The sequence below is a fragment of the Paraburkholderia sp. BL23I1N1 genome (genome assembly GCF_003610295.1).
Lineage (GTDB): Bacteria > Pseudomonadota > Gammaproteobacteria > Burkholderiales > Burkholderiaceae > Paraburkholderia.
Genome location: NZ_RAPV01000002.1, coordinates 447,188 through 470,373, shown reverse-complemented (window position 1 = coordinate 470,373; position 23,186 = coordinate 447,188). Strand labels below are relative to the sequence as shown.

The window sequence follows — 23,186 nt, the reverse complement described above, 5'->3', positions numbered from 1 at the left end:
GCGCGGCGCAAACAGAACACATTGTAGCGTGGCGCGGGGCGGGGGCCGCTGAGGCCCGGATGACTGCTAATGACCGTAGCCGCTGCCGGCCCGCATTTCCCTGCGCTCGAACAAAAAAGGCGAGCCCGCAGACTCGCCTCTCGTTACGTCAGGTCGGTGCGCTCGTTACTCGAAGCGCCCCGTGCGCGCCATCTCCATCAAACGCGCGACGCGCTCCTCGGTGGCCGGGTGCGTCGAGAACAGATTCGCGATGGCGCCGCCCGACAGCGGATTCATGATCATCATCTGCGCGGTGGCCGGATGTTGCTCGGCGGCAGGGAACGGAATGCCGCTCGCGTAGCGATGGATCTTGTCGAGGGCCGAGGCGAGCGCCTGCGGGTCGCCGGAAATCTGCGCGCCGCCACGGTCCGCTTCGAATTCGCGTGCACGCGAGATCGCCATCTGAATCAGCGCACCGGCGATCGGCGCGAGCAACGCAACAGCAATGCCCGCGATCGGGTTCGTCGGACGACCGTTTTCGTCGCGGCTGCCGAAGAACATCGCAAAGTTCGCCAGCGCGGAAATGGCGCCCGCCATCGTTGCCGAAACCGTGGAGATCAGGATGTCGCGATGCTTCACGTGCGCCAGTTCATGCGCCATCACGCCGCGCATTTCGCGCTCGGACAGCACGCGCAAGATGCCCGTGGTGGCGGCAACGGCCGCATGCTCCGGATTGCGGCCGGTGGCGAACGCGTTCGGCGCGTCTTCGTTGATCAGGTAGACGCGCGGCATCGGCAGATTGGCGCGGGTGGAGAGCTCGCGCACCATGCGGTAGAACTGCGGCGCACTGTTTTCGTCCACTTCCTGCGCGTTGTACATGCGCAGGACCATCTTGTCCGAGAACCAGTAAGAAAAGAAATTCATTCCAAGGGCGATCACGAGCGCGATCGTCATGCCGCGCGACCCGCCGATCATCCCGCCGATCACGATGAAAAGGGCCGTGATCGCGGCCATCAACATCGCGGTTTTGACCCAATTGAACATGTCTGCAACTCCTTGCCCTAACGCGGGTTCATATCTGCGCCGCATGATCGCGGCGGCTGATTGTAAGCTAAATGTTAGATATAGGCGCGTGAGGAAAATTCAATCATCTTGATGCGGTGGCGAGTTTGATGCCCAAGCCGACGAATGCGCTGCCGACGCCGCGGTCCAGCCACTTCTTCACCGACGGCTTGCCGGAGAAACGGCGGGTCACGCTACCGGCAATCCACGCGACAAAACTGTTCCAGATCATGCTCATCACCACAAAGACTACGCCGAGCGTGAGGAACGCCAACGCCTTATGGTCGCTGCCCGTTGTGACGAATTGCGGAAAGAACGACACGAAGAACAGCACGACCTTGGGATTCAGGACATTGGTCCAGAAGCCTTGCAGGAACAGCTGGCGCAACGATTTCGGCGCGCCGGCAGCGCGCGCTTCGCCCGCCGCCTGATCCGCCTCCGGCTTGGCAAAAACCAGCCGCACGCCGAGATAGATCAGATAGATAGCGCCGACGAACTTGATGACCGTGAACGCGGTGGCCGAAGCAGCGAGGAGCGCCGTCAAGCCGAACGCGCAAGCCAGCGAATGAACGCAGCAGCCCGCGGAGATGCCAAGCGCGGACATCAGGCCCGCGCCACGGCCCTGCGCGACACTGCGCCCGACGATGTAAGCCGTATCGGGACCGGGCGTCACGTTCAGCAGAAACACAGCGGCGACAAAAAACTCGAAATGGGTGATGCCAAACATGGGGATCCTCTAAACGCGGGCCGTTGCATAGAGGATTCTAACGCGCCGCAGGGTCGTGGCGGGGCTCTTGAACACCCGCCGAAAGGACGATGTTCAAGGTAGGCGCCGAGCGGTTATTTTGCTTCGGGAAGCTGGAAACGCTGACCCGCGGCCAGCGTTGCGCCGGCCAGGAATTCGCGCACCGGCATGCGCTTGCCACCGGGCTTTTGCAGTTGCGTGAGACACAGTGCGCCTTCGCCACAGGCGACTACGACACCGTCGGGCGAGACCTCGGCGACCGTGCCGGGCGCGCTGTTGCCGTGCGCCTCGACTGGGCTCGCCGCCCAGATTTTGATCGACGTGCCGTCTTCCAGCGTGGCCACGCCACCCGGGAACGGATCGAACGCGCGCACCTGGCGCGCCAGGACCGCGGCCGGCTTGCGCCAGTCGAGCGCGGCCTCGTGCTTGCCAATTTTTTCAGCGTAAGTCACGCCGTCCGCGGGTTGCGGCGTCGCCGCCAGCTTGCCGCTGCGCTCCAGTTCGATCAGCGCTTCGACGATCAGCTTCGCGCCGTCTTCTGCAAGGCGGTCATGCAAGGTGGCTGTGGTGTCGTCGCCGGAAATCGGCGTGCGTGCTTCAGAGATCATCGCGCCGGTGTCGAGGCCGACGTCCATCTGCATCAGCGTGATGCCGGTTTCGGCGTCGCCCGCCTCGATCGCTCGATGGATCGGCGCGGCGCCACGCCAGCGCGGCAACAACGATGCATGAATGTTGATGCAGCCGAGCGGCGGAATATCGAGCACTTCCTGCGGCAGGATCAGGCCGTATGCGGCCACCACCATCACGTCGTGCGGTGTGGCGCGCAACTGGTCGATCGCAGCGGCGGCTTCAGCCGGATATTTGCCGGTGCGGCGCAGCGAAGTCGGCTGCGCCACGGTCAGCCCATGCTCCTGCGCGTAGCGCTTCACCGGGCTCGCCTGCAATTTCATCCCGCGTCCCGCGGGCCGGTCGGGCTGGGTCAGCACGAGCGGCACCGGAAAACCGGCGCTGTGGATCGCGGCCAGCGCGGCCGCGGCGAACTCCGGCGTACCGGCAAAGATGACGCGCAACGAATGACTCATGAACGGGGGCGATAGGCGAGGTGAACGCGCATTACATCGCGTGGGCGAGCTTCTTCATCTTGCTCTTGATGCGCGTCTGCTTCAGCGACGACAGGTACTCGACGAACACGCGGCCCATCAGGTGATCCATTTCGTGCTGAATGCACACGGCCAGCAGCCCTTCGCAATCCAGCTCGAAGGTTTCGCCCTTCTCGTTCAGCGCCCGCACGCGCACTTTCTCGGCGCGCTCGACGTTGTCGTAAATGCCCGGCACCGAGAGGCAACCCTCTTCCGAGAGCTTCTTCTCGTTGCTCGACCAGATGATTTCCGGGTTGATGAAAGCGAGCAGTTCGTCGTGCGTTTCCGACACGTCGATCACAACCACGCGTTCGTGCACGTCCACCTGGGTCGCCGCGAGACCGACGCCGGGCGCGGCGTACATCGTTTCGGCCATGTCGGCGACGAGCCGGCGAATGCGGTCGTTGACCACTTCGACCGGCTTGGCAATCTTGTGCAGCCGCTTGTCCGGGTAATTGATGATGTTCAGTAAAGCCATGATCTTGAGTGTGTTTTTAGGCGCCGCTGCCCGGTGGAAGGCTAGCGTTGGCCATTCGGCCAGGTTGTGGGCGCATCGCGTTACGCAGACGCTAGGGGGTGTCGAACCGGTTCGGTTCAACGCGCCACGTGCGCTAAACGACGAGCCCGCGCGGGTGGGCGCGGCGCTGCAGTTATTTCGGATGATGAAAATTTTAGCATGGCGCCTGCCAGCCCGCTGGCCCTGTAAGAGGATCGACTTTCAATGCGTACCTTGCCCGCAATCCAAATTGAACTCGCCGCCTGGCTGCGGCTTTCGCTCGCACCGGGTCTGAAACCCGCTGCGCTGCGTTTACTGCTGAGCGCTTTTGGACTGCCGGAAGCGATTTTCAATCAATCGCTCAAGGCACTTGCCGAGATTGCCGGCGAGACTGCGGCGCGCGCCGTGCTGGCCCCGCCCGGCCCAGACTTCGACATGCAGCTCGACGCGGTAATCGCCTGGCACGAGCAGCCCGGCAACCACGTGACGACACTTGACGATCCGGCCTACCCGCCCGCGTTGCTGACCATGCCCGATCCGCCGCCGCTACTATATATAAAGGGTCGGCTGGATCTGTTGCATACGAGGGCGGTCGCCCTGGTGGGCAGCCGCAGCGCGACGCCACAAGGCGCTGAAGACGCGGAGCGCTTCGCGCGCGAGCTTTTGCAAGCCGGCGTCACCGTCGTGTCGGGGCTGGCGCTGGGTATCGACGGTGCGCGCATCGAGGCGGCCTGGAAGGCGTCGGCGGCACAGTGGCCGTGATCGGCACCGGCGCGGACCTCGTGTACCCGTCCGCGCATCACGCGCTGGCGCGGCAGATTGCGGCGCAAGGCGCCATCCTTTCCGAATGGCCGCTCGGCACGCCGGCGCGCGCCGCCAATTTTCCGCAACGTAACCGTTTGATCGCCGGCCTTGTCAACGGGGTTGTGATCGTCGAGGCCGCCATGCGCTCGGGCTCGCTGATCACGGCCCGGCCTGCCAATGAAATGGGGCGCGATATATTCGCGTTGCCCGGCTCGATCCACGCACCGTTGTCGCGCGGTTGTCATCGCATCATCAAGCAGGGTGCCAAGCTGGTGGAAACGCCCGATGAGGTGCTGGAGGAATTGGGCTTCGCCAGGCCGGCGCCAACAAAACCCGCCAGCAAGCAGACGGCTCTTTGGGACGTCACGAGCACGCGTGAACCGGCGAAGAAGCCTACGCGAGAAAAGGTTCAGCCGGATTTGCCGACGGCCCACACAGCGACGGTCCCGCAGGAGTTAAGCGCGGCGCATGCATCAGCCGCTGCCCCGCCGGCCATGAGCACCGAGGCACTGCAACTCCTCGACGCACTCGGTCATGCCCCCGCCACGCTTGAAATTCTTGCCACCCGCACCGAGATGGGTGACGCGGCATTGCAAAACACGCTGCTGCAGCTCGAACTCGCCGGCCAGGTGACCGCACTGCCCGGCGGCCGCTTCACACGAGCGACTCATAGCTGACCCCGTATGGACCATGGGTTGCCCACGATTCGGGATCGGCCATGCTACATTCGCGTCAAAGCACCCGATAAAAGTACGCAAGGAACGACCATGCCCGCGCTGAATCTCGACACCGACCAAGACCGGATCGCCGAGCGCGTCAATCAGCCCGACACGCTGTTCGTTGCCTGCCTGTGCGCGGAGTGGTGCGGGACCTGCCGCGAGTATCGCGAGGCCTTCGACCGGCTGGCGGACAAGCATCCGGAGATCTGTTTCGCCTGGATCGACATCGAAACCCATGCGGACCGTTTCGAAGACCTGGATGTCGAGAATTTCCCGACCGTCCTGATCGAAGACTCAGTAACGACACGTTTTTTTGGCACGGTTTTGCCGCAGGCGGCGATTGTGGAGCGGATGTTGTCTGACCTGACGGCTGTGCCCGGCGTCAGCGGCGCGCCCAAATTAAGGCCCGCGCTGGCCGTCGCGTGAAGCTGGCAATCAGCCGTTGAACCTTACGGCACGGGCATTGCGGGCGGTACACGGCGCGTTTTCCATAGCGTGCCCAGTTAATGGGCACGCAATTATCATGGCGCGCTTTTAATGGCACTTGACACGTCGCTCTCGCGCCGTGTGCTATAAAGCGGTCGTTATTGGGTCGCAAAGGTCGCAAACGAGGGTCGCGCTGGTAAAAGCGCACTCAAGGCCATCAACCCGGATCTACCAACCTCACATCGAGTCATGTCCAAAGCACTGATCATCGCCGAAAAGCCTTCCGTCGCGAACGACATCGCGCGCGCTTTGGGCGGCTTTACCAAGCATGACGAATACTACGAAAGCGACGACTACGTCCTTTCCTCGGCAGTCGGCCACTTGCTGGAAATCGCCGCGCCCGAAGATTATGAAGTCAAACGCGGCAAGTGGAGTTTCGCCAACTTGCCCGTCATTCCGCCGCATTTCGATCTGAATCCGATCGCCAAAAGCGAGTCGCGCCTGAAGGTGCTGACCAAGCTGCTCAAGCGTAAAGACATCGACCGCCTGATTAACGCATGTGACGCGGGGCGCGAGGGCGAGCTGATTTTCCGCCTGATCGCGCAACACGCGAAAGCCAAGCAACCGGTGCAGCGCCTGTGGCTGCAATCCATGACGGCCGGTTCGATCCGCGACGGTTTTGCCCGTCTGCGTAGCGACGAAGAAATGCAGCCGCTCGCCGATGCGGCGCGCTGCCGCTCGGAAGCGGACTGGCTGGTCGGCATCAACGGCACGCGGGCCATGACCGCGTTCAACAGCAAGGGCGGTGGCTTCTTCCTGACCACGGTCGGCCGGGTGCAGACGCCGACGCTGTCGATCGTCGTCGAGCGCGAAGAAAAGATTCGCCGCTTCGTGCCGCGCGATTACTGGGAAGTGAAGGCGGATTTCGTCTGCGCGGGCGGCTTCTACGAAGGCCGCTGGTTCGATCCGAAATTCAAGCGTGACGAGTTCGATCCTGAAAAGCGCGATTCACGTCTGTGGGCGCTGCCCGCGGCTGAAACGATCGTCGCGGCCTGCCGTGGCCAGATCGGCACGGTGACGGAAGAATCGAAACCGTCGACGCAACTGTCGCCGGCGCTGTTCGACCTGACCAGCTTGCAGCGTGAAGCCAACGGCCGCTTCGGCTTCTCGGCCAAGAACACGCTGGGCCTCGCTCAGGCGCTGTACGAAAAGCACAAGGTGCTGACCTATCCCCGCACCGACGCGCGCGCGCTGCCGGAAGACTATATGGATACGGTCAAGGAAACGCTGGGCATGCTCAAGGAGAGCAACAACTATCTCCCGTTTGCCAAGCAGGTGCTGGACAAGGGCTGGGTGAAGCCGAACAAGCGCATCTTCGACAACTCGAAGATCAGCGATCACTTCGCAATCATCCCGACGGCACAAGCACCGAAGAATCTGTCCGAGCCGGAACAGAAACTCTACGACCTGGTGGTGAAGCGCTTCCTGTCGGTGTTCTTCCCAGCCGCCGAATTCCGGGTGACGACGCGGATCACGGAAGTGGTCGGCCATCACTTCAAGACTGAAGGCAAGGTGCTGGTCGAACCGGGCTGGTTGCAGGTCTATGGCCGCGAGATCAGCGGTGAAGACGCCAACCTCGTGCCGGTGCAAAAAGACGAGAAGGTCAAGACCGACAAGATCGCCGCGCAGCAACTGGTCACGAAACCGCCTGCACGCTACAACGAAGCGACCTTGCTGTCGGCCATGGAAGGCGCGGGCAAGCTCGTCGAAGACGACGAATTGCGCGAAGCCATGGCCGCCAAGGGTCTTGGTACGCCGGCCACGCGCGCCGCCATTATCGAAGGCCTGCTGGGTGAAAAGTATCTGATCCGCGAAGGTCGCGATCTGATTCCAACCGCCAAGGCATTTCAGCTGATGACGCTGCTGCGCGGTCTCGGCGTGAAAGAACTGACCGCGCCGGAATTGACCGGCGAGTGGGAATACAAGCTCTCGCAAATGGAGCGTGGCAACCTGCCGCGCGACGCGTTCATGCAGGAAATCGCCCGCATGACGCAGACCATCGTCAAGCGCGCGAAAGAGTACGATTCCGACACGATCCCGGGCGATTACGCGACGTTGCAGACGCCGTGTCCGAATTGCGGTGGCCAGGTAAAGGAAAACTACCGGCGCTTCGCGTGCTCGAAGTGCGAGTTCTCGATTTCGAAGATTCCGGGCGGACGTCAGTTCGAGATTCCGGAAGTTGAAGAGCTGTTGCAGAACAAGACGATCGGACCGCTGTCGGGTTTCCGCAGCAAGATGGGCCGTCCGTTCTCCGCGATCCTGAAACTCTCGCTCGACGACGAGATCAAGAACTACAAGCTCGAATTCGACTTCGGTCAGGATTCCGGCGGTGAAGATGGCGAACCGCCTGACTTCTCCGATCAACAAGCCGTTGGCGCGTGTCCGAAGTGCCAGGGTCGCGTGTTCGAACACGGCATGAGCTATGTCTGCGAGAACTCGGTTGCCAATCCGAAGACGTGCGACTTCCGCTCGGGCAAGGTGATTCTGCAGCAGGAAATCGCGCGTGAGCAGATGGCGAAATTGCTCGAAGAAGGCCGCACCGACCTGCTGACGAACTTCAAGTCTTCGCGCACCGGCCGCAACTTCAAGGCGTTCCTCGTCAAGCAGAACGACGGCAAGATCGGCTTCGAATTCGAGAAGAAGGAACCGTCGGCCAAGACAGCAGCAAAGACCGCGGCGGCTAAGTCTGCAGCGAAGGCCGCGGCGGAGTCGGATGACGAAGACGCACCGGTCGCAGTGAAGGCTGCGCCGGCCGCCAAGAAGGTAGCCGCGAAGAAAGCGGCCGCGACCAAGACCACGGCTAGCAAAACCGCGGCGGCCAAGAAGGCACCTGCCAAGAAAACGGCAGCGCGCAAGACCGGTTCGTAATTCGGGCGGTTGGCCGGAAGAGCTTTCAGCTTCTGGCCAACACTAACCCGGTTAGTGCCACGAAAAAAGGCGCAGTCACGTACGTGACTGCGCCTTTTTATTTGTCGGCCAGACGGCGCTTACCTCAAGCGCTGCCCGCCCCCCACGCCCAACTAGTTACAGCGGCGACAGCGCGGTGGGCCGCGGACGATTCGTCGTCTTTGCCAAGGTCTTCGGCATCGGCGACAACTCGCTATCCAGCAGCCGTGACAGCGGCTCAGCGCCATCGAACGCTTCCGGCGGCATGGGGTCCGCCGAATCGAGCGCTGGGGACGTGGCGGGCCTGCCAAGGCCGTCCTTGATCCACTGCTCGCCGAGCAGACTGTTCGGCGTCTGGCTGAAATGCTCGACCAGATGATCGATAAACGTACGCACCTTTGCCGGCAGGTGGCGACGGCTCGGATACGCGATGTTGATCTCAACCTGCGGCAAACGGAAATCGCCGAGCAAACGCACGAGCCTGCCGCGCGTCATGTCGCGGCCGATCAGATAGCTCGGCAAAATCGCGATGCCCATACCGAGCAACGCGAACTGCCGCAGCATTTCCGTGTTGTTAGCCACGATCACGTTCGACGGACGCACCCGCACTTCGCCTTCCGAGCTTGTAAATACACGCTCGTCGCCCCAGTACTCGGACGGCAAGCTCAGGCACGGATGCTCAAGAAGATGCTCGGGACGCGCGGGCGTACCGTGCTTTTCGAGATACGCGGGCGTCGCGCACACCGTCATACAGCCGGTGGTCAAACGCCGCGTGACAATGCTCGCGCTGCGCATCTGTCGCGTGACCACCACCCCCACGTCGAAACCTTCTTCGACCAGATCGACCTGACGGTCAACCAGCGTGACATCGGGAATGACCTTCGGGTAACGCTGCGCGTACGTCTGCAGGACGGGCGCGAGGTTATGCAACCCGAACACGACCGGTGCGACTATTCGCAACGTGCCGACGGGTTCGTGATTGCGCGCCACCACCATCTGCTCGACGTCTTCCAGTTCGTCGAGAATCTGGCGTGCGCGCTCAAGATAAACCTGGCCGGATTCGGTCAGGGACAAGCTGCGAGTTGTGCGATTGAGCAGCCGCGTACCAAGGCGGCCTTCGAGATCGGCAACGTGACGGGTGGCAACTGCGTTGGAAATATCCATCGCGCTCGCAGCGCGGGCAAAACTGCCGAGATCCGCCACTCTGACGAAAACTCGCATCGACTGCAAATGATCCATGGGACAACTCCTGCCGTGTTACAGCTTCCTGACAATTAGTGAAAACCAGTGAAGCGAACTTGGAATTCTCCTACGACTCGCGAAATCGTGCAGAAGTTGCCCGCCGAAGCGGAAATATTGTCGATATTTGTACCACTGTGCTCCCAAGTGTGAGGCAGAGGTCCCGATTATTCCAACAAGAGCAACAATCTGCTGCGCCGCAGCTTGCACTATCTTTTTTGTTCGAACAGATGCAAAGGCGCCCCGGCATTGCGAAATCAGAAAAAGTCGCAATACGGGGTCGGAATGAAAAAGAAAAAACCGCCCGAAGGCGGCTTTCATGCGAAGTGAATACTCACGTATTCAGGCAGCGAGTTTTCCCTCAAGCGCGCGTTTTGCCTCGGTCAAAGCCGGCGGCAGGCCTTGCTGCAATGTGTCAAACAGCGCGGTATGCAGCGCGAGTTCATCGCGCCAGGCGGCGTCGTCGACTGAGATCACCTGCTGGAATTGCTCGCGGCTGAAATCGAGGCCGCTCCAGTCGATGTCTTCATAACGCGGCGACACACCGAACGCGTGCTCTTCACCATGCGCCTTGCCCTCGATGCGCCCAACCATCCAGCTCAACACACGCATGTTCTCGCCGAAGCCCGGCCAGACGAACTTGCCGTCCGCGCCCTTGCGAAACCAGTTGACGCAGAAGATCTTAGGCAGCTTCGCGTTCAGTTGCTCGAGACGTTCGCCGGTTTTCAGCCAGTGCCCGAAGTAGTCGCTCATGTTGTAGCCGCAGAACGGCAGCATCGCGAACGGATCGCGGCGCACCACGCCTTGCTGCCCCGCCGCCGCCGCGGTGGTTTCCGAGCCCATGGTCGCCGCCATGTAGACGCCTTCGACCCAGTTGCGCGCTTCGGTAACGAGCGGGACGGTGGTGGAACGGCGGCCGCCGAAAATGAACGCGTCGATCGGGACGCCCGCCGGGTTCTCCCAGTCGGCGTCGATCGACGGACATTGCGAGGCCGGCGCCGTAAAGCGTGCGTTCGGGTGCGCGGCCTTGCGCCCGCTCTCCTTCGAGCTCGCCGGCGTCCAGTCCTTGCCCTGCCAGTCGATCAGATGCGCGGGCGGCTCGTCGGTCATGCCTTCCCACCAGACGTCGCCGTCGTCGGTCAGCGCCACATTCGTGAAGATGACGTTTTCCTTCAGCGTGGCCATCGCGTTGAAGTTGGTCTTTTCGCTCGTGCCCGGTGCGACGCCGAAATAGCCGGCCTCCGGGTTGATCGCGTACAGACGGCCGTCCTTACCCGGCTTGATCCATGCAATATCGTCGCCGATCGTGGAGATTTTCCAGCCGTTCAGGCCTTCCGGCGGAATCAGCATCGCGAAGTTGGTCTTGCCGCACGCCGACGGAAACGCCGCCGCGACGTGATGCTTGCGCCCTTCCGGCGACGTCACGCCGAGAACCAGCATGTGTTCGGCGAGCCAGCCTTCGTCGCGGCCCATGGTGGACGCAATGCGTAGCGCGAAGCACTTCTTGCCCAGCAGCGCATTGCCGCCGTAGCCTGAGCCATAGCTCCAGATTTCCCGCGATTCGGGGAAATGGACGATGTATTTGGTGTCGTTGCACGGCCACGGCACGTCTTTCGCGCCCGCCGCGAGCGGCGCGCCGACCGTATGCACGCACGGCACGAACTCGCCGTCTTCGCCCAGCACCTCATACACCTTGCGGCCCATGCGCGTCATGATGCGCATGTTGGTGGCCACATAGGGGCTATCGCTCAATTCGACGCCGATGTGCGCGATCGGCGAACCGAGCGGCCCCATCGAGAACGGCACCACGTACATGGTGCGGCCGCGCATGGCGCCGTCGAACAGGCCGTCGAGCGTCGAGCGCATCTCAGCCGGTTCGATCCAGTTGTTGGTTGGCCCGGCATCTTCACGGCGTTTTGAGCAGATGAAGGTGCGCTCTTCGACGCGCGCGACGTCCGACGGATCGGACCACGCAAGGTAGGAATTGGGACGGTTGGCGGGATTGAGTTTTTTGAGGGTGCCGGCTTCGACCATCTGGGCACATAAGCGGTCGTACTCCTCTTGCGAGCCGTCGCACCAGACGATTTGATCGGGCTTGGTCATAGCGGCAACGCGCTCGACCCATTCGATCAATTTTCGGTGCTTGACCCACGCTGGCGCCGCTGCGGACACCTCGACAGTGGGTTTTCCTTCGAATAAGGGATGATTCATCGACTTGTCTCCGTTTTGAAAGCAATAGAAAAACGGTACAAGCCCAACAATGCTGCATGCGAGAGGCATTCAATTCGTGGCATCGACTTTTCTACAAACCGACGCGCAATTGTGCAGGTCATCGTGGGCTATACGGCCTGTTGTGTGGAGGCGCCGGTGAACGACCTTGCCGACGGTCGTCTGCAACCGTCTGTAAAGCGACTTGCCTCAACACGCAACAAACTGTTAAAAACGATGTCAATCGGCCTTGCCGTGGCGCTGCCGTTCTTCGCGGCAGCTTCTACAGTAAGGCATTCAGCCAGACCGACATGTGACCTGGGTCACATGGTGGGACAGTCAGCATAACACTCCGTTCCGCACCGCTATGGTGCGCCGCAAGACACATACCATGAAGATTGCAATTCTCGACGATTACCAGGACGCCGTCCGCAAGCTCGACTGCTTTCAACTGCTGGCCGACCACGAGGTCAAGGTTTTCAACAATACCGTCCGCGGTCTCGGTCAGCTGGCGAGCCGCCTTTCCGAAGTCGACGCCCTCGTCCTGATTCGCGAACGCACCCGCATCAGCTCGCAACTACTCGACAAGTTGCCGCGTTTGCGCATGATCAGTCAGACCGGAAAAGTTTCCAGCCATATCGATCTGGCGGCCTGTACCGAGCGCGGCATCGCCGTGCTGGAAGGCAGCGGCTCGCCGATCGCACCGGCCGAACTGACCTGGGCACTCATCATGGCGGCTCAGCGGCGGATTCCGCAATACGTAGCAAACCTTAAGCAAGGGGCCTGGCAGCAGTCCGGCCTGAAGACATCGGCACTGCCGCCGAACTTCGGATTGGGCCAGGTATTGCGCGGCCAGACGCTGGGGATTTGGGGTTACGGCAAGATCGGCCGGCTGCTTGCCGGATACGGCAAGGCTTTTGGCATGAATGTGCTGATCTGGGGCCGCGAGCATTCGCGCGAAGCGGCGAGCGCGGACGGATATGGTGTGGCCAAGAGCCGCGAGGCGCTGTTCGAGCAAAGCGATGTGCTGTCGTTGCATCTGCGTCTGCATGACGACACGCGCGGCATCGTCAAGCAGGAAGACCTGATGCGGATGAAGCCGACCGCATTGCTCGTGAACACGAGCCGGGCCGAACTGCTCGACGACAACGCGCTGGTGAACGCGCTGTCGCACAACCGTCCGGGGATGGTCGCGATCGATGTCTACGAAAGCGAGCCGATTCTGCAGGGGTACAGCCTGCTGCGCATGGAAAATGTGATCTGCACGCCGCACATCGGCTACGTGGAACGCGAGAGCTACGAGTTGTATTTCACCGCGGCATTCCAGAACATTCTGGCTTTCGACGCCGGCGACACGGCCAGCGTGGCGAATCCGGAAGCGTTGCAGGGCGGGCGTCGGCGTTAGGCGCCCAGCTCAGCGCGCTTCGTGCGCCCCGGCTTCCAGCAGATCCGCCATGCGTTCCAGAAAGACCTCGCCGTCGACGCGACCGAGGTTGTACGCATGCACCATCTGCGACGGGCTCGTGTAATCCCAACTCGAAATCGGTACCTTGCGCGACGGCTGCACATAGAGCCGTTGCTGCACGCCATGCGGCACGACGAACATCTGCGGCCGGGGATAGAGCCGCGTGACCATCACCAGCACGTTGCCGGGCGCATCGGCGTCGAGCGCGCCGACCGGCACGTTGTCGACCATCCCCCCGTCGAGCACGGGCCGCCCGTTGCGCCGCAAGACTGGCGTGAACGGCGGCGTACTCGACGATTGCAGAATCAGATCGGCGAGATCTTCGACCGTCGCACAATCCTGCGCGCGCACGAATTCCGGATGAAAGCCGAGGGTCTGACCCAGCGTCGGATGCAGCGTTTTGCGCACGTATTTCTCGATGTTGTACGCGATCAGGCCCGCGGCGACCGCGCTTCGCGCGCCGAGCCAGCGCGGCAGATGCGACACGCCGATGCGGATTTCGGGCGCGCTGGCGAGTGTCGAGAATTTGTCGCGGTAGATGTCGAGCAGCGCCTGCCGGTAGATCCGGTAATGTGGAAAAACCGATTCGCCACGCAGCAGATTGCCCCAGTACGCGTTGCGGGTGTTGTGGCGCAGCGCGTCTTCGTAATAGCGCATGACCCAGTCGGAATCGCGCGTGTAGAGCATGCACGCGGTGGCGGCGCCGGCCGAAATACCAGTGATGACGCGCGGACGAATATGCAGCTCGGGCTGCACCACGTCCCAGAATCCCGCTTGCCACCAGCAGCGATTGCCGCCGCCGGCGAATACAACCTGATCGAACATCTTGGCTTTTTCCTCTAATACGGCTTGCGGGCCCGTTTTCAGGCTTCAGTCGAACAGCGCGTAGGTGGTGGTGGCATGGACGGCCATGTTGCCGGCTTCGTCGAATAACTCGACTTCGCCGAACACGAGGTTGCGGCCCATGCGCAGCACGCGCGCGGTGATCATCACGTCGCCGTTGCGAACCGCGCGCATGAAACTGATATTGAGCGAGACGGTACTCATCGGTTTGAAGCCGCCGAGGGCGGCCGAAATCGCGACGATCATTGCCGTGTCGGCGGCCGCCATAAAGACCTGCCCGGAGATCACACCGCCGGAATGGCGCAGCCCGCCGGAAAATGGCAGACGCAAAGTCGCACTTTCTTCGTCGACCTTGACCGGCGTCAGCGCGAGCGCGCGGACCCAAGGCGCGAGGATGCGGTCGAGCAGTTCGATAATCTCTTTGTCATCCATGGCGATTCCCGGTCGAAAGCCGCGCGACGGTTCGCGCGGCAGATGTCCGCGACATGATACCGGACAGCGATCCATGCGCCTTTCCGGTGCCTGACGGCAGGTCGCGCACGCGCTGGGGCGCCCGGTCAGGATTTTTATAAGAAATCTACTAAAGGGACTTGGCAATCTCGGAAAGTTACTGCATAATTTCGCTTCTGTTGGGGCGTTAGCTCAGCTGGTAGAGCAGCGGACTCTTAATCCGTAGGTCGACAGTTCGAATCTGTCACGCCCCACCAAAGAATTCAACAAAAAGCCCGGTCCTTGCGACTGGGCTTTTTGCTTTGCGGCGCCGGTACCATGAGAGCAGGCCGACTCCTTATTCCCCCGAGCTGTCATCGGGATCCACGATTTGAAGCGCCGGAGCCTCACTATGTCCAAGTCAAAGTTAAGCCCGGGCGATCTGGATGCCCCGCTCTCCGAAAAAGAGTTCGACGAACTCGATGAGTTTCTGATTTCCGACATAACGTCGGACGAGACGCTCACGATCATGGGCCTGGACGGTTATCTGACCGCGATGATCATCGGGCCGACTGCCGTACCGCCGAGTTACTGGCTGCCGGGCATCTGGGGACCCAGCGAAAACGACACGCCCGCATTCGAAACAATGGATCAGGCGCAGCACATCCTCGGACTGATCCCGCGGTATATGAACGGCATCATTGCCGAGATTGAGAACGACCCCGATGGGTTCGAGCCGGTATTTGGCGTCAGCCGCATTGACGACAGTGGCCGCGAATACATTGACAGCGAAGCATGGGCAATGGGCTTCATGCAAGGTCTCATGCTCGTCCGCCAAGACTGGCAAGCGCTATTCGATAGCGAGCAGGGTCGGGAATGGCTGGAGCCGATTCGCCTGATGGGCGCACTGGATCTCACGGACGAAGTGCTAGATTTAGTCGACACACCGGAGCAATGCGAAGCCCTCACCAAACAGATCCCCGCCAGCATCGCTGCAATCTATCGTTTCTGGCTTCCCTACCGTCAGGCCGTTCACGAACGGACGCTGGCCACCACCGTTCAGCGCGCCGAACCGAAGGTCGGCCGCAACGATCCGTGTCCCTGCGGCAGTGGCAAGAAATTCAAGAAGTGCTGCGGCGCGGCGGCGGCGCTTCACTGACAGCAATTTCCTTCAATACACCCCGCCCTATCGCCCGATACCGTTGAGCGTCGCAAATCCTGCGCACTCACGTATCGAGGCATCAGATGACTGTCTTACTCTCCATGGCCGCCTTCGCGTTGGCCTCGTCGATTTCTCCCGGTCCGGTCAATGTCGTCGCACTCAGCGCCGGCGCCCAGCATGGATTCGCCGCGAGCATGCGGCATGTGACCGGCGCGACCGTCGGATTCACGCTGCTGTTGTTGCTCATCGGTCTGGGTCTGCATGCGTTGCTCGCGCATTTCCCCAATCTGATCGACGTCGTCAAATGGGCGGGCGTCGGCTTTCTGCTTTACATGGCCTACAAACTCACCGTCGATGACGGCAGGCTCGGCGCGGACAAACCCGCTCGAGGGCCATCATTCGCCTACGGCGCGGCGATGCAATGGCTCAATCCGAAGGCATGGATCGCTTCACTGGCCGGCATGGCCGCCTATGCGGCCGATGGCGACGGCCGGCTCGTCTGGCAATTCACCGTCGTGTACTTCGTGATTTGCTATCTGTCGATCGCCAGTTGGGCGTATGCCGGCACGTTCCTGCGTCGATACTTGCAGGAGCCGAAGCGCGTGCGGCTATTCAATCGTGTGATGGGGGCTTTGCTCGCGGCAAGCGCGTTGTATCTGCTGATAGCGTGACGCGGACCGCGGAACACACGTCCGGAAGTCAACTGCGATACTGCCCGGGCGTAGCGGCGACCAGCCGCTTGAAGGTCCGCTGCAAATGCGCCTGATCGGCAAAGCCCGCGTCGAGCGCCACGTCCGCTATCGGGTGGCCGCGCCGAAGTCGCGCGCGGCTGTATTGAATGCGTCGATTGATCAGATACGCGTGCGGAGTCATGCCATAACGCTGCTTGAACGCGCGGATCAAGTGCGAGGCGGAAAGCTCCGCCGCCTGGCAGACGTCTTCCAGCTTCAATGCACGGGTGCAGTTTTCGGCGATGAATTCGGCGGCTCGTGCAACCTGGCTGCTCGCATCTTCATCCGGCAAGGGTGCCGGATTCAACGTCTGCTGTACGTCCGAAAAGAACATGAGCGCGGCGCTTTCCTTGCGCATGGGCTCGCTATCGTCGTCGACGAGGGTCGCGTATAGACGGTTCAACCCGTCGAACAACGACGGGTCCATCATCATGGTCTGCGAGAAAGCGCGAAACGCGTGGTTGTCGCTGAAACCCAAGTCGTGTTGCAAACCCGTGAGCCACTCCACATCCACATGCAGCATCCGATACGACCAGCGCTCGTCGGCGACCGGGTTACACGCGTGCACGTCGTCTGGATTCATCATCACGACCGCACCGGCGCCGATCCATTCACTCGCGTGGCGATTCACATACACGCTATGCCCACCGGTGACCGCGCCGATCGAGAACGTCTCGTGCGAATGTTTGGCGTAGCAGACCTCGCGGCCGTCTTCGATAGAACGCGCCTCGATGAACGGCAATGCTTCGTCGCGCCAGAACTTTGGCGCTGCAGCCGTCACCGCTGATTCACTCCGGTCATTCGTCCCGCTCATCGCGTGCTCCTCGGTCATGCGCTTTATTCCATCGCAACGTCGTCGCCTGTGCTCGTCGGCGCAAACCCCCATCCTAACGGCGCAATCCGTCGCGGACCAGCGCGGGAAACGTTACGCCCACCGAAAACCCCGACTTTTCGTGCTTGCCAATCCCAAAATACATAGTTATATTATGACTAGCCAAACAATGACTAACTTGCAGCCACTTTGACTATGGTCCGCCACTCTCCGCTCGCCCTCGCCGTCCTCTCCATGCTGACTGAAACGCCGCTGCATCCCTACCGAATGCAGCAGCTCATCAAGGCACGCGGCAAAGATGAGGTGATCAACGTCGGTCAGCGCAACAGCCTCTACCAAACCATCGATCGCCTTTTGCGCGGCGACCTGATCGCCATCCGCGAAACGGAGCGCGACGGCGCGTTCCCCGAACGCACGGTCTATGAAATCACCGAAGCCGGCCGCGACACCGGCCGTCTGTGGCTGCGCGAACAGCTTGCGCAACCCGCCCGGGAATTCCCAGCCTTTCCGGCCGCCATCTCCTTCCTGCCGATGCTCTCGCCCGACGACGTGTGCCGCCAGCTCGAGACGCGCATCGGCGCACTGGAGAGGGAATTGATCCGCTTCGACGAAGGCATGAACGAAGCGACCCGGATGCAGGTGCCGCGGCTTTTCCTGCTCGAAGCCGAACTGGTGCGCGCGCAACGGGTTGTCGAACTGGAGTGGGTGCGCAGCGTGGTGACCGATCTGAAGGCCGGCACGCTGACCTGGAGCCAGGAATGGATCGACGAAATGGCTCAACGTTTCACGTTGCCAGCCGGCGAATACAAGTACAGGCTGGCCCAACCCGCCGCAAAAAAGGAGGCGAAATCATGAACCGTGAACCCATGGAGGTGATCGTGATCGGAGCCGGCACCGGCGGCCTCTGCCTTGCGCACGGGTTGAAGCGCGCCGGCATCAACGTGAATGTCTACGAACGCGACCGCACGCGCGCGGACAGCTTGCAGGGCTATCGCGTCGGCATCAATGCGCACGGGCTCGCGTCGCTGGAAGCGTGCCTTCCGCCCGAACTGTATGCGACCTTTCTGGCCACCTGCGCGCGCACACCCGGTCACTTCAACATCCTGACCGAGCGAATGACCGAATTGCTCACGGTGCCGCTCGAAGACGAATCGATGAGCGGCGGCAAATCGGTCAGCCGGATGACACTCAGGCAAGTGCTGCTCACGGGTCTCGAAGCGCACGTGCATTTCGACAAGACGTTTACGTCGTACGAACAGCATGCCGACGGCAGCGTCACCGCATATTTTGCGGACGGCACGCACGTCACCGGGGATCTGCTGATCGGCGCGGACGGCGCGCGCTCGAAGGTGCGTCGCCAGTTGCTGCCCGACGCGCGGCTGGAAAACACCGGCATCGTCAGCGTCGGCGCGAAGGTGCCCATGGACGAAACGTCGCGCGCGCTACTGCCGCCCAAGGTACTCGACGGCATTACGCTGATCAACGCGCCGAAGGGTTATGGCGGCATCGTGCATGTGATGGAATTTCCGTGGCGCGCGGACGGCAACGGAATGAAGGACGGCATCGGCAGTAACGACGCCGAGCTGCTCTCGCGCTGGCCGGGATTGCTCTGCGACAACACGCGCGACTATCTGATGTGGGCCGTCTGGGGCGCATTGCACAACTTGCCGGCCGATCCCACATCGCTCGGGCAGGCCGCGTTGCTCGCGCTCGCAACGCAGATCACCGATGGCTGGCATCCGAACCTACGCGCCCTCATTCGCGCATCGGATCCGTCCACCGCCTTCAGCGTCGATGTACGCACGTCGGTTCCCGTCGACGCATGGCCGACCACCAACGTCACCGTCCTCGGCGACGCGGTGCATCTGATGACGCCGGGCCGCGGCGTGGGTGCGAACACCGCGCTGCGCGATGCCGCGCTGCTTGCTTCGCGTTTGGGCGATGCACAACACGGCAAGCTGTCGGGTTACGACGCCGTCGCGGGCTACGAAGAAGAGATGCGCCGCTACGGTTTTCACGCAGTCGCGGAATCGCGCAAGCAGTTCGATGCGAGCGGCGCGCTGCATCGGCCGGTGGTCGGACGGATGGCGTTGAGCGCAATGCGCACCAGCTTGCGCGTGGTGAACAACGTGCCGATGCTCAAGCGCCGCATGGTCAACGCCGAGAACGAATTTCGCGGCGCCCATCGCCAGGCGGCGCCCGCCGGGCAAGGCCAGTAAGTTACTTCGCCGTCACGTCGATATTGCCGAGGTATTTCGCCGCCAGCGTCTTCACCGTGCCGTCGGCCTGGACCTTCGCAATCGCCGCGTTCAGCTGATCGCGCAGCGCAGTGTCGCCCTTACGAATCCCGTAGGCGATGCCGCTGCCGAGAATCTTGTCGTCGCGCACCGGCTGACCGACGAACGCGTAGTCCTTGCCGTTAGGCTTCGACAGAAAACCCGTCTGTCCAGCCGGCGCGAGAACGAGCGTGGCATCGAGCCGGCCCGCCACGAGATCCGTGTACACCTGGTTCTGATCCTGATATGGCACCACGGTGACGCCAGCCGGTTCCCAATGCGTCTTCGCGAAGGTTTCCTGAATCGACGCCTGCAACACGCCCACGCGTTTGCCCTTCAACGATGCCGGCGTCGGCAGCAAACCGCTGTCGCGCTTCGCGATCAGTTGCGTCGGCACGCGATACACGACGGTGGTGAAATCGATCGCCTGACGACGCTGCTCGGTGGCGTTCATCGCCGAATTGATCGCGTCGAACTTGCGGCCTTGCAGCGCGGGGATCAAACCGTCGAACGAGGTTTCGACCCATTTGCAGGTCAAATGCGCGGCGACGCAGACGGCATTGCCGACGTCGACGTCGAGACCTTGCAACTCACCGTTCGGGCCTTTCGATTCGAACGGCGGATATTGCGCTTCGAGTCCGAAACGCAGCGTGGATGTGTCCGCGGCGATCGCGCCAGACGACGCGGCAATCGACGCGAATGCGCAGGCCAGCGCCAATAGAGGCTTGAGCAATTTCATAACGTGTCCCTTTTCCTTCAACAATCAAATTTCGCACAAACGTCGCGCGCCTTCAATCAAGGTCGCGTCGTCCTTCGAGAAGCTCAGGCGGATCAAGCCGGAATCCGTGCCGTCGGTATAAAACGCCGACAGCGGAATCGTCGCGACACGTGCATCGCGAATCAGGCGCAGCACGAAATCACTATCGCTTTCTTCGGAGAAATTGCGGAAACGCGCGAGCATGAAGAAGCTGCCTTCGCTCGGCAATAACTCGAAGCGCGATTCGCGCAGCGCATGGGCGAGCAGATCGCGTTTCTTCTGATAGAACGCGGACAGCCCGAGATAGCTCTCGCGATTCGCCAGTGCATCGACGAACGCGTACTGCATCGGCGTATCGGCGGAAAACACCATGAACTGATGGACTTTGCGAATCTCGTCCATGAGCGCGGCAGGCGCGAGGCAATAGCCGACGCGCCAACCCGTCACGTGATACGACTTGCCGAACGAGGACACGATCACGCTACGTTCCGCGAGTTCGGCGTCGCACGCCATGCTCTGATGTTTGGCGCCGTCGAACACGACATGTTCGTAGACTTCGTCGGAAAGAATCACGATGTCGGTGTTGCGCGTCACGGCCTTCAGACGGGCGATGTCATCTTCACTGAACACGGTTGCGGTCGGGTTGTGCGGCGTGTTGATGATGATCATGCGCGTCTTCGGCGTGATCGCGGCGGCGACCTCGTCCCAGTTCACGCGAAAATCGCTCAGCGAAAGTTTGATCGGAATCGGCGTTGCGCCTTGCAGGCGAACGATCGGGCCGTAGCTGTCGAATGACGGCTCGAAGTAAATCACTTCATCGCCCGGATGCACCAGCGCGCTGATCGTCGAATACAGGCCTTCGCTGGCGCTGGCGATCACGGTCACTTCGCTCGACGGGTCGTAGCGCACGCCATACAGCGACTCGACCTTATGGGCGAGCGCTTCGCGCAGGGCGGCGATGCCGGCCATCGGCGCGTACTGGTTATGACCGGCGCGCATGGCTTGCGCGACACCGTCGATCAGTTTCGCGTCGGGCGCGAAGTTCGGCGCGCCTTGCGACAGGTTCAGTGCATCGTGTTGGGCGGCCAACTGGCCGATCACGGTAAAAATCGTCGTGCCTACGTCAGGCAGTTTCGAGCGGGCTTGCGTGGCGCTCTGCATAAGGCTATCTCCCTTTCTCCATCCGGCAGCGGATTCGCGGACCGCCAACTGCGCGGCGGCCCCATCCGGTTCGATGATTAGGCATCAGCCGAAGAACGGTCACAATCGAAACTTTGTCATGCACGGCATGCGTTTACGTCATGGCTCGCGCAATACCGTGCTGGGACGGGCCAAGGCAATAAAATCAGGGGTTTGGCGGGAGAAACACAGTCGCGCGGGGAGCGCGTAAAACAGCCGAGGTATGACGTAATGTGATGCGGGTGGGACGGCTGCGATCGTGCGACCGCAGCCGTAATCCACTGATCAATTGACTAGTGGACGATCAGGCGTCGTCCATCATGCGGACTTTGACCTTCTTGCCCTTCACCTTGCCGCCACTGAGCTTGCGCATTGCCTCGCGCGCGATGCTGCGCTCCACGGCCACATAGGTCGACATTTCGGTCACGTTGATCTTGCCGATCTGCGAACCGGCGAAGCCTGCTTCGCCGGTCAGCGCGCCGAGCACATCGCCCGGGCGGATCTTTTCCTTACGGCCGCCGAGAATCTGCAGCGTTTCCATGGGCGGCAGCAGACGCTCGTTGCTCGCCGGTTTGAGATCGGCCAGCTTGTGCCACTCGACTTCACGCTTTTGCGCCTGTTCGAGACTTCCCACGCGGCCCATCTCGTTCATGCTGGCCAGACTGAGCGCCCAACCTTCCTGATCGGCGCGACCCGTGCGGCCAATGCGGTGCACATGCACTTCCGGGTCCGGCGTCACGTCGACGTTGATCACCGCTTCGAGCTCGGCGATGTCGAGGCCGCGCGAGGCGACGTCCGTGGCAACCAGTACCGAGCAACTGCGGTTCGCGAACTGGATCAGCACCTGATCGCGTTCACGCTGATCGAGTTCGCCGTGCAGCGCGAGCGCATGAAAACCCTGCGCGCGCAGCACGTCGAGCAGATCGCGGCACTGCTGCTTGGTGTTGCAGAACGCCAGCGTGCTCACCGGACGATAGTGGTTCAGCAGCAGACCGACAGCGTGCAGACGCTGATCTTCGGTGACTTCATAGAAGCGCTGACGAATCTTGGTGTCGTCGTGCCGCTCGGCAAGCTTCACTTCCTTCGGATTACGCAGGAATTGCTGGCTGAGTTTGGCGATGCCTTCCGGGTACGTGGCGGAAAACAGCAGCGTTTGACGCTCTTTCGGGCATTGCTTCACCACGGTCGCGATATCGTCGAAGAAACCCATGTCGAGCATGCGGTCGGCTTCGTCGAGCACCAGCGTGTTGAGCGACTGCAACGGCAGGCTGCCGCGCTCGAGGTGATCCATGATCCGGCCCGGCGTGCCGACCACGATGTGCGCGCCGTGTTCGAGGCTGGCCGTTTGCGGACGCATCGGCGTGCCGCCGCACAGCGTCAGCACCTTGATGTTTTCTTCGGCGCGCGCCAGACGGCGGATTTCCTGCGTGACCTGATCGGCGAGTTCGCGCGTCGGGCACAGCACCATCGCCTGCACGGCAAAGTTGCGCACGTCGAGGCGGTTGAGCAGCGCCAGCGAAAACGCCGCGGTCTTGCCGCTGCCGGTTTTCGCCTGGGCGATCAGATCGTTGCCGGCCAGCGCGATCGGTAGGCTCGCGGCCTGAATCGGCGTCATCTCGAGATAGCCGAGCTGCGTCAGGTTGGCGAGCGTGGCGGGCGGTAGCGGTAGCTGGCTAAACGGCGCGCCGGCTTGAGTGGGGGTGTTCATAAGGTATTGGCTCGCTATCGACTGAGAAGGCTGAGGAGACT

19 protein-coding genes, 1 tRNA gene and 2 pseudogenes are annotated in these 23,186 nt (G+C 61.8%); 10 read left to right on the top strand and 12 right to left on the bottom strand.

The window, feature by feature from the left end; all coding sequences use genetic code 11:
- Positions 1-165 precede the first annotated feature (165 nt).
- The 4 genes from htpX to def all read right to left on the bottom strand — a co-directional run bounded on the left by htpX (position 166) and on the right by def (position 3,403).
- Complete coding sequence (htpX, locus tag B0G76_RS34750; RefSeq protein ID WP_120297307.1) at positions 166-1,023, bottom strand: zinc metalloprotease HtpX; 858 nt, start codon at positions 1,021-1,023, stop codon at positions 166-168.
- 103 nt (positions 1,024-1,126) lie between these two features.
- The gene (locus B0G76_RS34745; RefSeq protein WP_120297306.1) at positions 1,127-1,768 is read right to left on the bottom strand and encodes a LysE family translocator; all 642 of its coding nucleotides are present in this window, start codon (positions 1,766-1,768) and stop codon (positions 1,127-1,129) included.
- A 113-nt stretch (positions 1,769-1,881) separates the two neighbouring features.
- Entirely contained in the window at positions 1,882-2,868 is a 987-nt protein-coding gene (fmt, locus tag B0G76_RS34740; RefSeq protein WP_120297305.1) for a methionyl-tRNA formyltransferase, read from the bottom strand.
- A gap of 31 nt (positions 2,869-2,899) precedes the next feature.
- A complete protein-coding gene (gene def / locus B0G76_RS34735; RefSeq protein ID WP_120297304.1) occupies positions 2,900-3,403 on the bottom strand; it encodes a peptide deformylase in 504 nt (167 codons plus the stop codon).
- A 243-nt stretch (positions 3,404-3,646) separates the two neighbouring features.
- On the opposite strand from def, the pseudogene dprA reads away from it, so the two are divergent.
- The 4 genes and pseudogenes from dprA to B0G76_RS34720 form a co-directional block, all read left to right on the top strand.
- Positions 3,647-4,443: pseudogene (dprA, locus tag B0G76_RS45025) on the top strand (DNA-processing protein DprA); the annotation flags it as partial.
- Between the two features lie 288 nt (positions 4,444-4,731).
- A pseudogene (locus B0G76_RS45020) lies at positions 4,732-4,902 on the top strand (DNA-protecting protein DprA); the annotation flags it as partial.
- Positions 4,903-4,992: 90 nt separating this feature from the next.
- Positions 4,993-5,370, top strand: a complete 378-nt coding sequence (locus B0G76_RS34725) for a thioredoxin family protein (protein WP_120297303.1) — start codon at positions 4,993-4,995, stop codon at positions 5,368-5,370.
- 249 nt (positions 5,371-5,619) lie between these two features.
- Entirely contained in the window at positions 5,620-8,298 is a 2,679-nt protein-coding gene (locus tag B0G76_RS34720) for a DNA topoisomerase III (RefSeq protein ID WP_120297302.1), read from the top strand.
- Positions 8,299-8,454: 156 nt separating this feature from the next.
- Here B0G76_RS34720 and B0G76_RS34715 read toward each other — a convergent pair whose 3' ends face one another.
- Positions 8,455-9,555 carry a LysR family transcriptional regulator gene (locus tag B0G76_RS34715; RefSeq protein ID WP_120297301.1) on the bottom strand — a complete coding sequence of 367 codons (1,101 nt, stop codon included), beginning with the start codon at positions 9,553-9,555 and terminating at the stop codon, positions 8,455-8,457.
- A gap of 342 nt (positions 9,556-9,897) precedes the next feature.
- The gene (locus tag B0G76_RS34710; protein ID WP_120297300.1) at positions 9,898-11,766 is read right to left on the bottom strand and encodes a phosphoenolpyruvate carboxykinase (GTP); all 1,869 of its coding nucleotides are present in this window, start codon (positions 11,764-11,766) and stop codon (positions 9,898-9,900) included.
- Positions 11,767-12,154: 388 nt separating this feature from the next.
- On the opposite strand from B0G76_RS34710, the gene B0G76_RS34705 reads away from it, so the two are divergent.
- A complete protein-coding gene (locus B0G76_RS34705) occupies positions 12,155-13,168 on the top strand; it encodes a D-2-hydroxyacid dehydrogenase family protein (protein WP_120298033.1) in 1,014 nt (337 codons plus the stop codon).
- A gap of 9 nt (positions 13,169-13,177) precedes the next feature.
- Here the strand turns inward: B0G76_RS34705 and B0G76_RS34700 are convergent, their stop codons facing one another.
- Both B0G76_RS34700 and B0G76_RS34695 read right to left on the bottom strand, forming a co-directional pair.
- The gene (locus B0G76_RS34700; RefSeq protein ID WP_120297299.1) at positions 13,178-14,053 is read right to left on the bottom strand and encodes a patatin-like phospholipase family protein; all 876 of its coding nucleotides are present in this window, start codon (positions 14,051-14,053) and stop codon (positions 13,178-13,180) included.
- Positions 14,054-14,098: 45 nt separating this feature from the next.
- Entirely contained in the window at positions 14,099-14,503 is a 405-nt protein-coding gene (locus tag B0G76_RS34695; protein ID WP_120297298.1) for a PaaI family thioesterase, read from the bottom strand.
- 199 nt (positions 14,504-14,702) lie between these two features.
- On the opposite strand from B0G76_RS34695, the gene B0G76_RS34690 reads away from it, so the two are divergent.
- The 3 genes from B0G76_RS34690 (at position 14,703) to B0G76_RS34680 (ending at position 16,333) form a co-directional block, all read left to right on the top strand.
- Positions 14,703-14,778, top strand: a tRNA-Lys gene (locus B0G76_RS34690).
- 134 nt (positions 14,779-14,912) lie between these two features.
- On the top strand, positions 14,913-15,659 hold the full coding sequence (locus B0G76_RS34685) for a UPF0149 family protein (RefSeq protein WP_120297297.1): 747 nt from the start codon (positions 14,913-14,915) through the stop codon (positions 15,657-15,659).
- Positions 15,660-15,745: 86 nt separating this feature from the next.
- Entirely contained in the window at positions 15,746-16,333 is a 588-nt protein-coding gene (locus B0G76_RS34680) for a LysE family translocator (protein ID WP_120297296.1), read from the top strand.
- A gap of 28 nt (positions 16,334-16,361) precedes the next feature.
- Here the strand turns inward: B0G76_RS34680 and B0G76_RS34675 are convergent, their stop codons facing one another.
- Positions 16,362-17,207 (bottom strand): AraC family transcriptional regulator, encoded by an 846-nt coding sequence (locus B0G76_RS34675; RefSeq protein WP_409076779.1) that lies wholly within the window; start codon positions 17,205-17,207, stop codon positions 16,362-16,364.
- A 213-nt stretch (positions 17,208-17,420) separates the two neighbouring features.
- On the opposite strand from B0G76_RS34675, the gene B0G76_RS34670 reads away from it, so the two are divergent.
- Together B0G76_RS34670 and B0G76_RS34665 are read left to right on the top strand one after the other, a co-directional pair.
- Positions 17,421-18,080 carry a PadR family transcriptional regulator gene (locus B0G76_RS34670; RefSeq protein ID WP_120297294.1) on the top strand — a complete coding sequence of 220 codons (660 nt, stop codon included), beginning with the start codon at positions 17,421-17,423 and terminating at the stop codon, positions 18,078-18,080.
- Entirely contained in the window at positions 18,077-19,444 is a 1,368-nt protein-coding gene (locus B0G76_RS34665; RefSeq protein ID WP_220700810.1) for an NAD(P)/FAD-dependent oxidoreductase, read from the top strand. Before B0G76_RS34670 ends, B0G76_RS34665 begins: the two co-directional genes overlap by 4 nt.
- 1 nt (position 19,445) lies before the next feature.
- Here B0G76_RS34665 and B0G76_RS34660 read toward each other — a convergent pair whose 3' ends face one another.
- From B0G76_RS34660 to dbpA, 3 genes are all read right to left on the bottom strand, one after another.
- Complete coding sequence (locus tag B0G76_RS34660; protein WP_120297293.1) at positions 19,446-20,240, bottom strand: ABC transporter substrate-binding protein; 795 nt, start codon at positions 20,238-20,240, stop codon at positions 19,446-19,448.
- A 24-nt stretch (positions 20,241-20,264) separates the two neighbouring features.
- Positions 20,265-21,419 carry a pyridoxal phosphate-dependent aminotransferase gene (locus tag B0G76_RS34655; RefSeq protein ID WP_120297292.1) on the bottom strand — a complete coding sequence of 385 codons (1,155 nt, stop codon included), beginning with the start codon at positions 21,417-21,419 and terminating at the stop codon, positions 20,265-20,267.
- A 322-nt stretch (positions 21,420-21,741) separates the two neighbouring features.
- Positions 21,742-23,145, bottom strand: a complete 1,404-nt coding sequence (gene dbpA / locus B0G76_RS34650; protein WP_120297291.1) for an ATP-dependent RNA helicase DbpA — start codon at positions 23,143-23,145, stop codon at positions 21,742-21,744.
- Positions 23,146-23,186 lie beyond the last annotated feature (41 nt).

Coding starts and splice junctions, on each gene's coding strand:
- B0G76_RS34705 (WP_120298033.1), top strand. CDS start 12,155: ATGAAGATTGCAATTCTCGACGATTACCAGGACGCCGTCCGCAAGCTC.
- B0G76_RS34665 (WP_220700810.1), top strand. CDS start 18,077: ATGAACCGTGAACCCATGGAGGTGATCGTGATCGGAGCCGGCACCGGC.
- B0G76_RS34680 (WP_120297296.1), top strand. CDS start 15,746: ATGACTGTCTTACTCTCCATGGCCGCCTTCGCGTTGGCCTCGTCGATT.
- B0G76_RS34725 (WP_120297303.1), top strand. CDS start 4,993: ATGCCCGCGCTGAATCTCGACACCGACCAAGACCGGATCGCCGAGCGC.
- def (WP_120297304.1), bottom strand. CDS start 3,403: ATGGCTTTACTGAACATCATCAATTACCCGGACAAGCGGCTGCACAAG.
- B0G76_RS34670 (WP_120297294.1), top strand. CDS start 17,421: ATGGTCCGCCACTCTCCGCTCGCCCTCGCCGTCCTCTCCATGCTGACT.
- B0G76_RS34715 (WP_120297301.1), bottom strand. CDS start 9,555: ATGGATCATTTGCAGTCGATGCGAGTTTTCGTCAGAGTGGCGGATCTC.
- B0G76_RS34660 (WP_120297293.1), bottom strand. CDS start 20,240: ATGAAATTGCTCAAGCCTCTATTGGCGCTGGCCTGCGCATTCGCGTCG.
- B0G76_RS34695 (WP_120297298.1), bottom strand. CDS start 14,503: ATGGATGACAAAGAGATTATCGAACTGCTCGACCGCATCCTCGCGCCT.
- B0G76_RS34720 (WP_120297302.1), top strand. CDS start 5,620: ATGTCCAAAGCACTGATCATCGCCGAAAAGCCTTCCGTCGCGAACGAC.
- B0G76_RS34685 (WP_120297297.1), top strand. CDS start 14,913: ATGTCCAAGTCAAAGTTAAGCCCGGGCGATCTGGATGCCCCGCTCTCC.
- B0G76_RS34655 (WP_120297292.1), bottom strand. CDS start 21,419: ATGCAGAGCGCCACGCAAGCCCGCTCGAAACTGCCTGACGTAGGCACG.
- B0G76_RS34710 (WP_120297300.1), bottom strand. CDS start 11,766: ATGAATCATCCCTTATTCGAAGGAAAACCCACTGTCGAGGTGTCCGCA.
- dbpA (WP_120297291.1), bottom strand. CDS start 23,145: ATGAACACCCCCACTCAAGCCGGCGCGCCGTTTAGCCAGCTACCGCTA.
- B0G76_RS34675 (WP_409076779.1), bottom strand. CDS start 17,207: ATGAGCGGGACGAATGACCGGAGTGAATCAGCGGTGACGGCTGCAGCG.
- htpX (WP_120297307.1), bottom strand. CDS start 1,023: ATGTTCAATTGGGTCAAAACCGCGATGTTGATGGCCGCGATCACGGCC.
- B0G76_RS34745 (WP_120297306.1), bottom strand. CDS start 1,768: ATGTTTGGCATCACCCATTTCGAGTTTTTTGTCGCCGCTGTGTTTCTG.
- B0G76_RS34700 (WP_120297299.1), bottom strand. CDS start 14,053: ATGTTCGATCAGGTTGTATTCGCCGGCGGCGGCAATCGCTGCTGGTGG.
- fmt (WP_120297305.1), bottom strand. CDS start 2,868: ATGAGTCATTCGTTGCGCGTCATCTTTGCCGGTACGCCGGAGTTCGCC.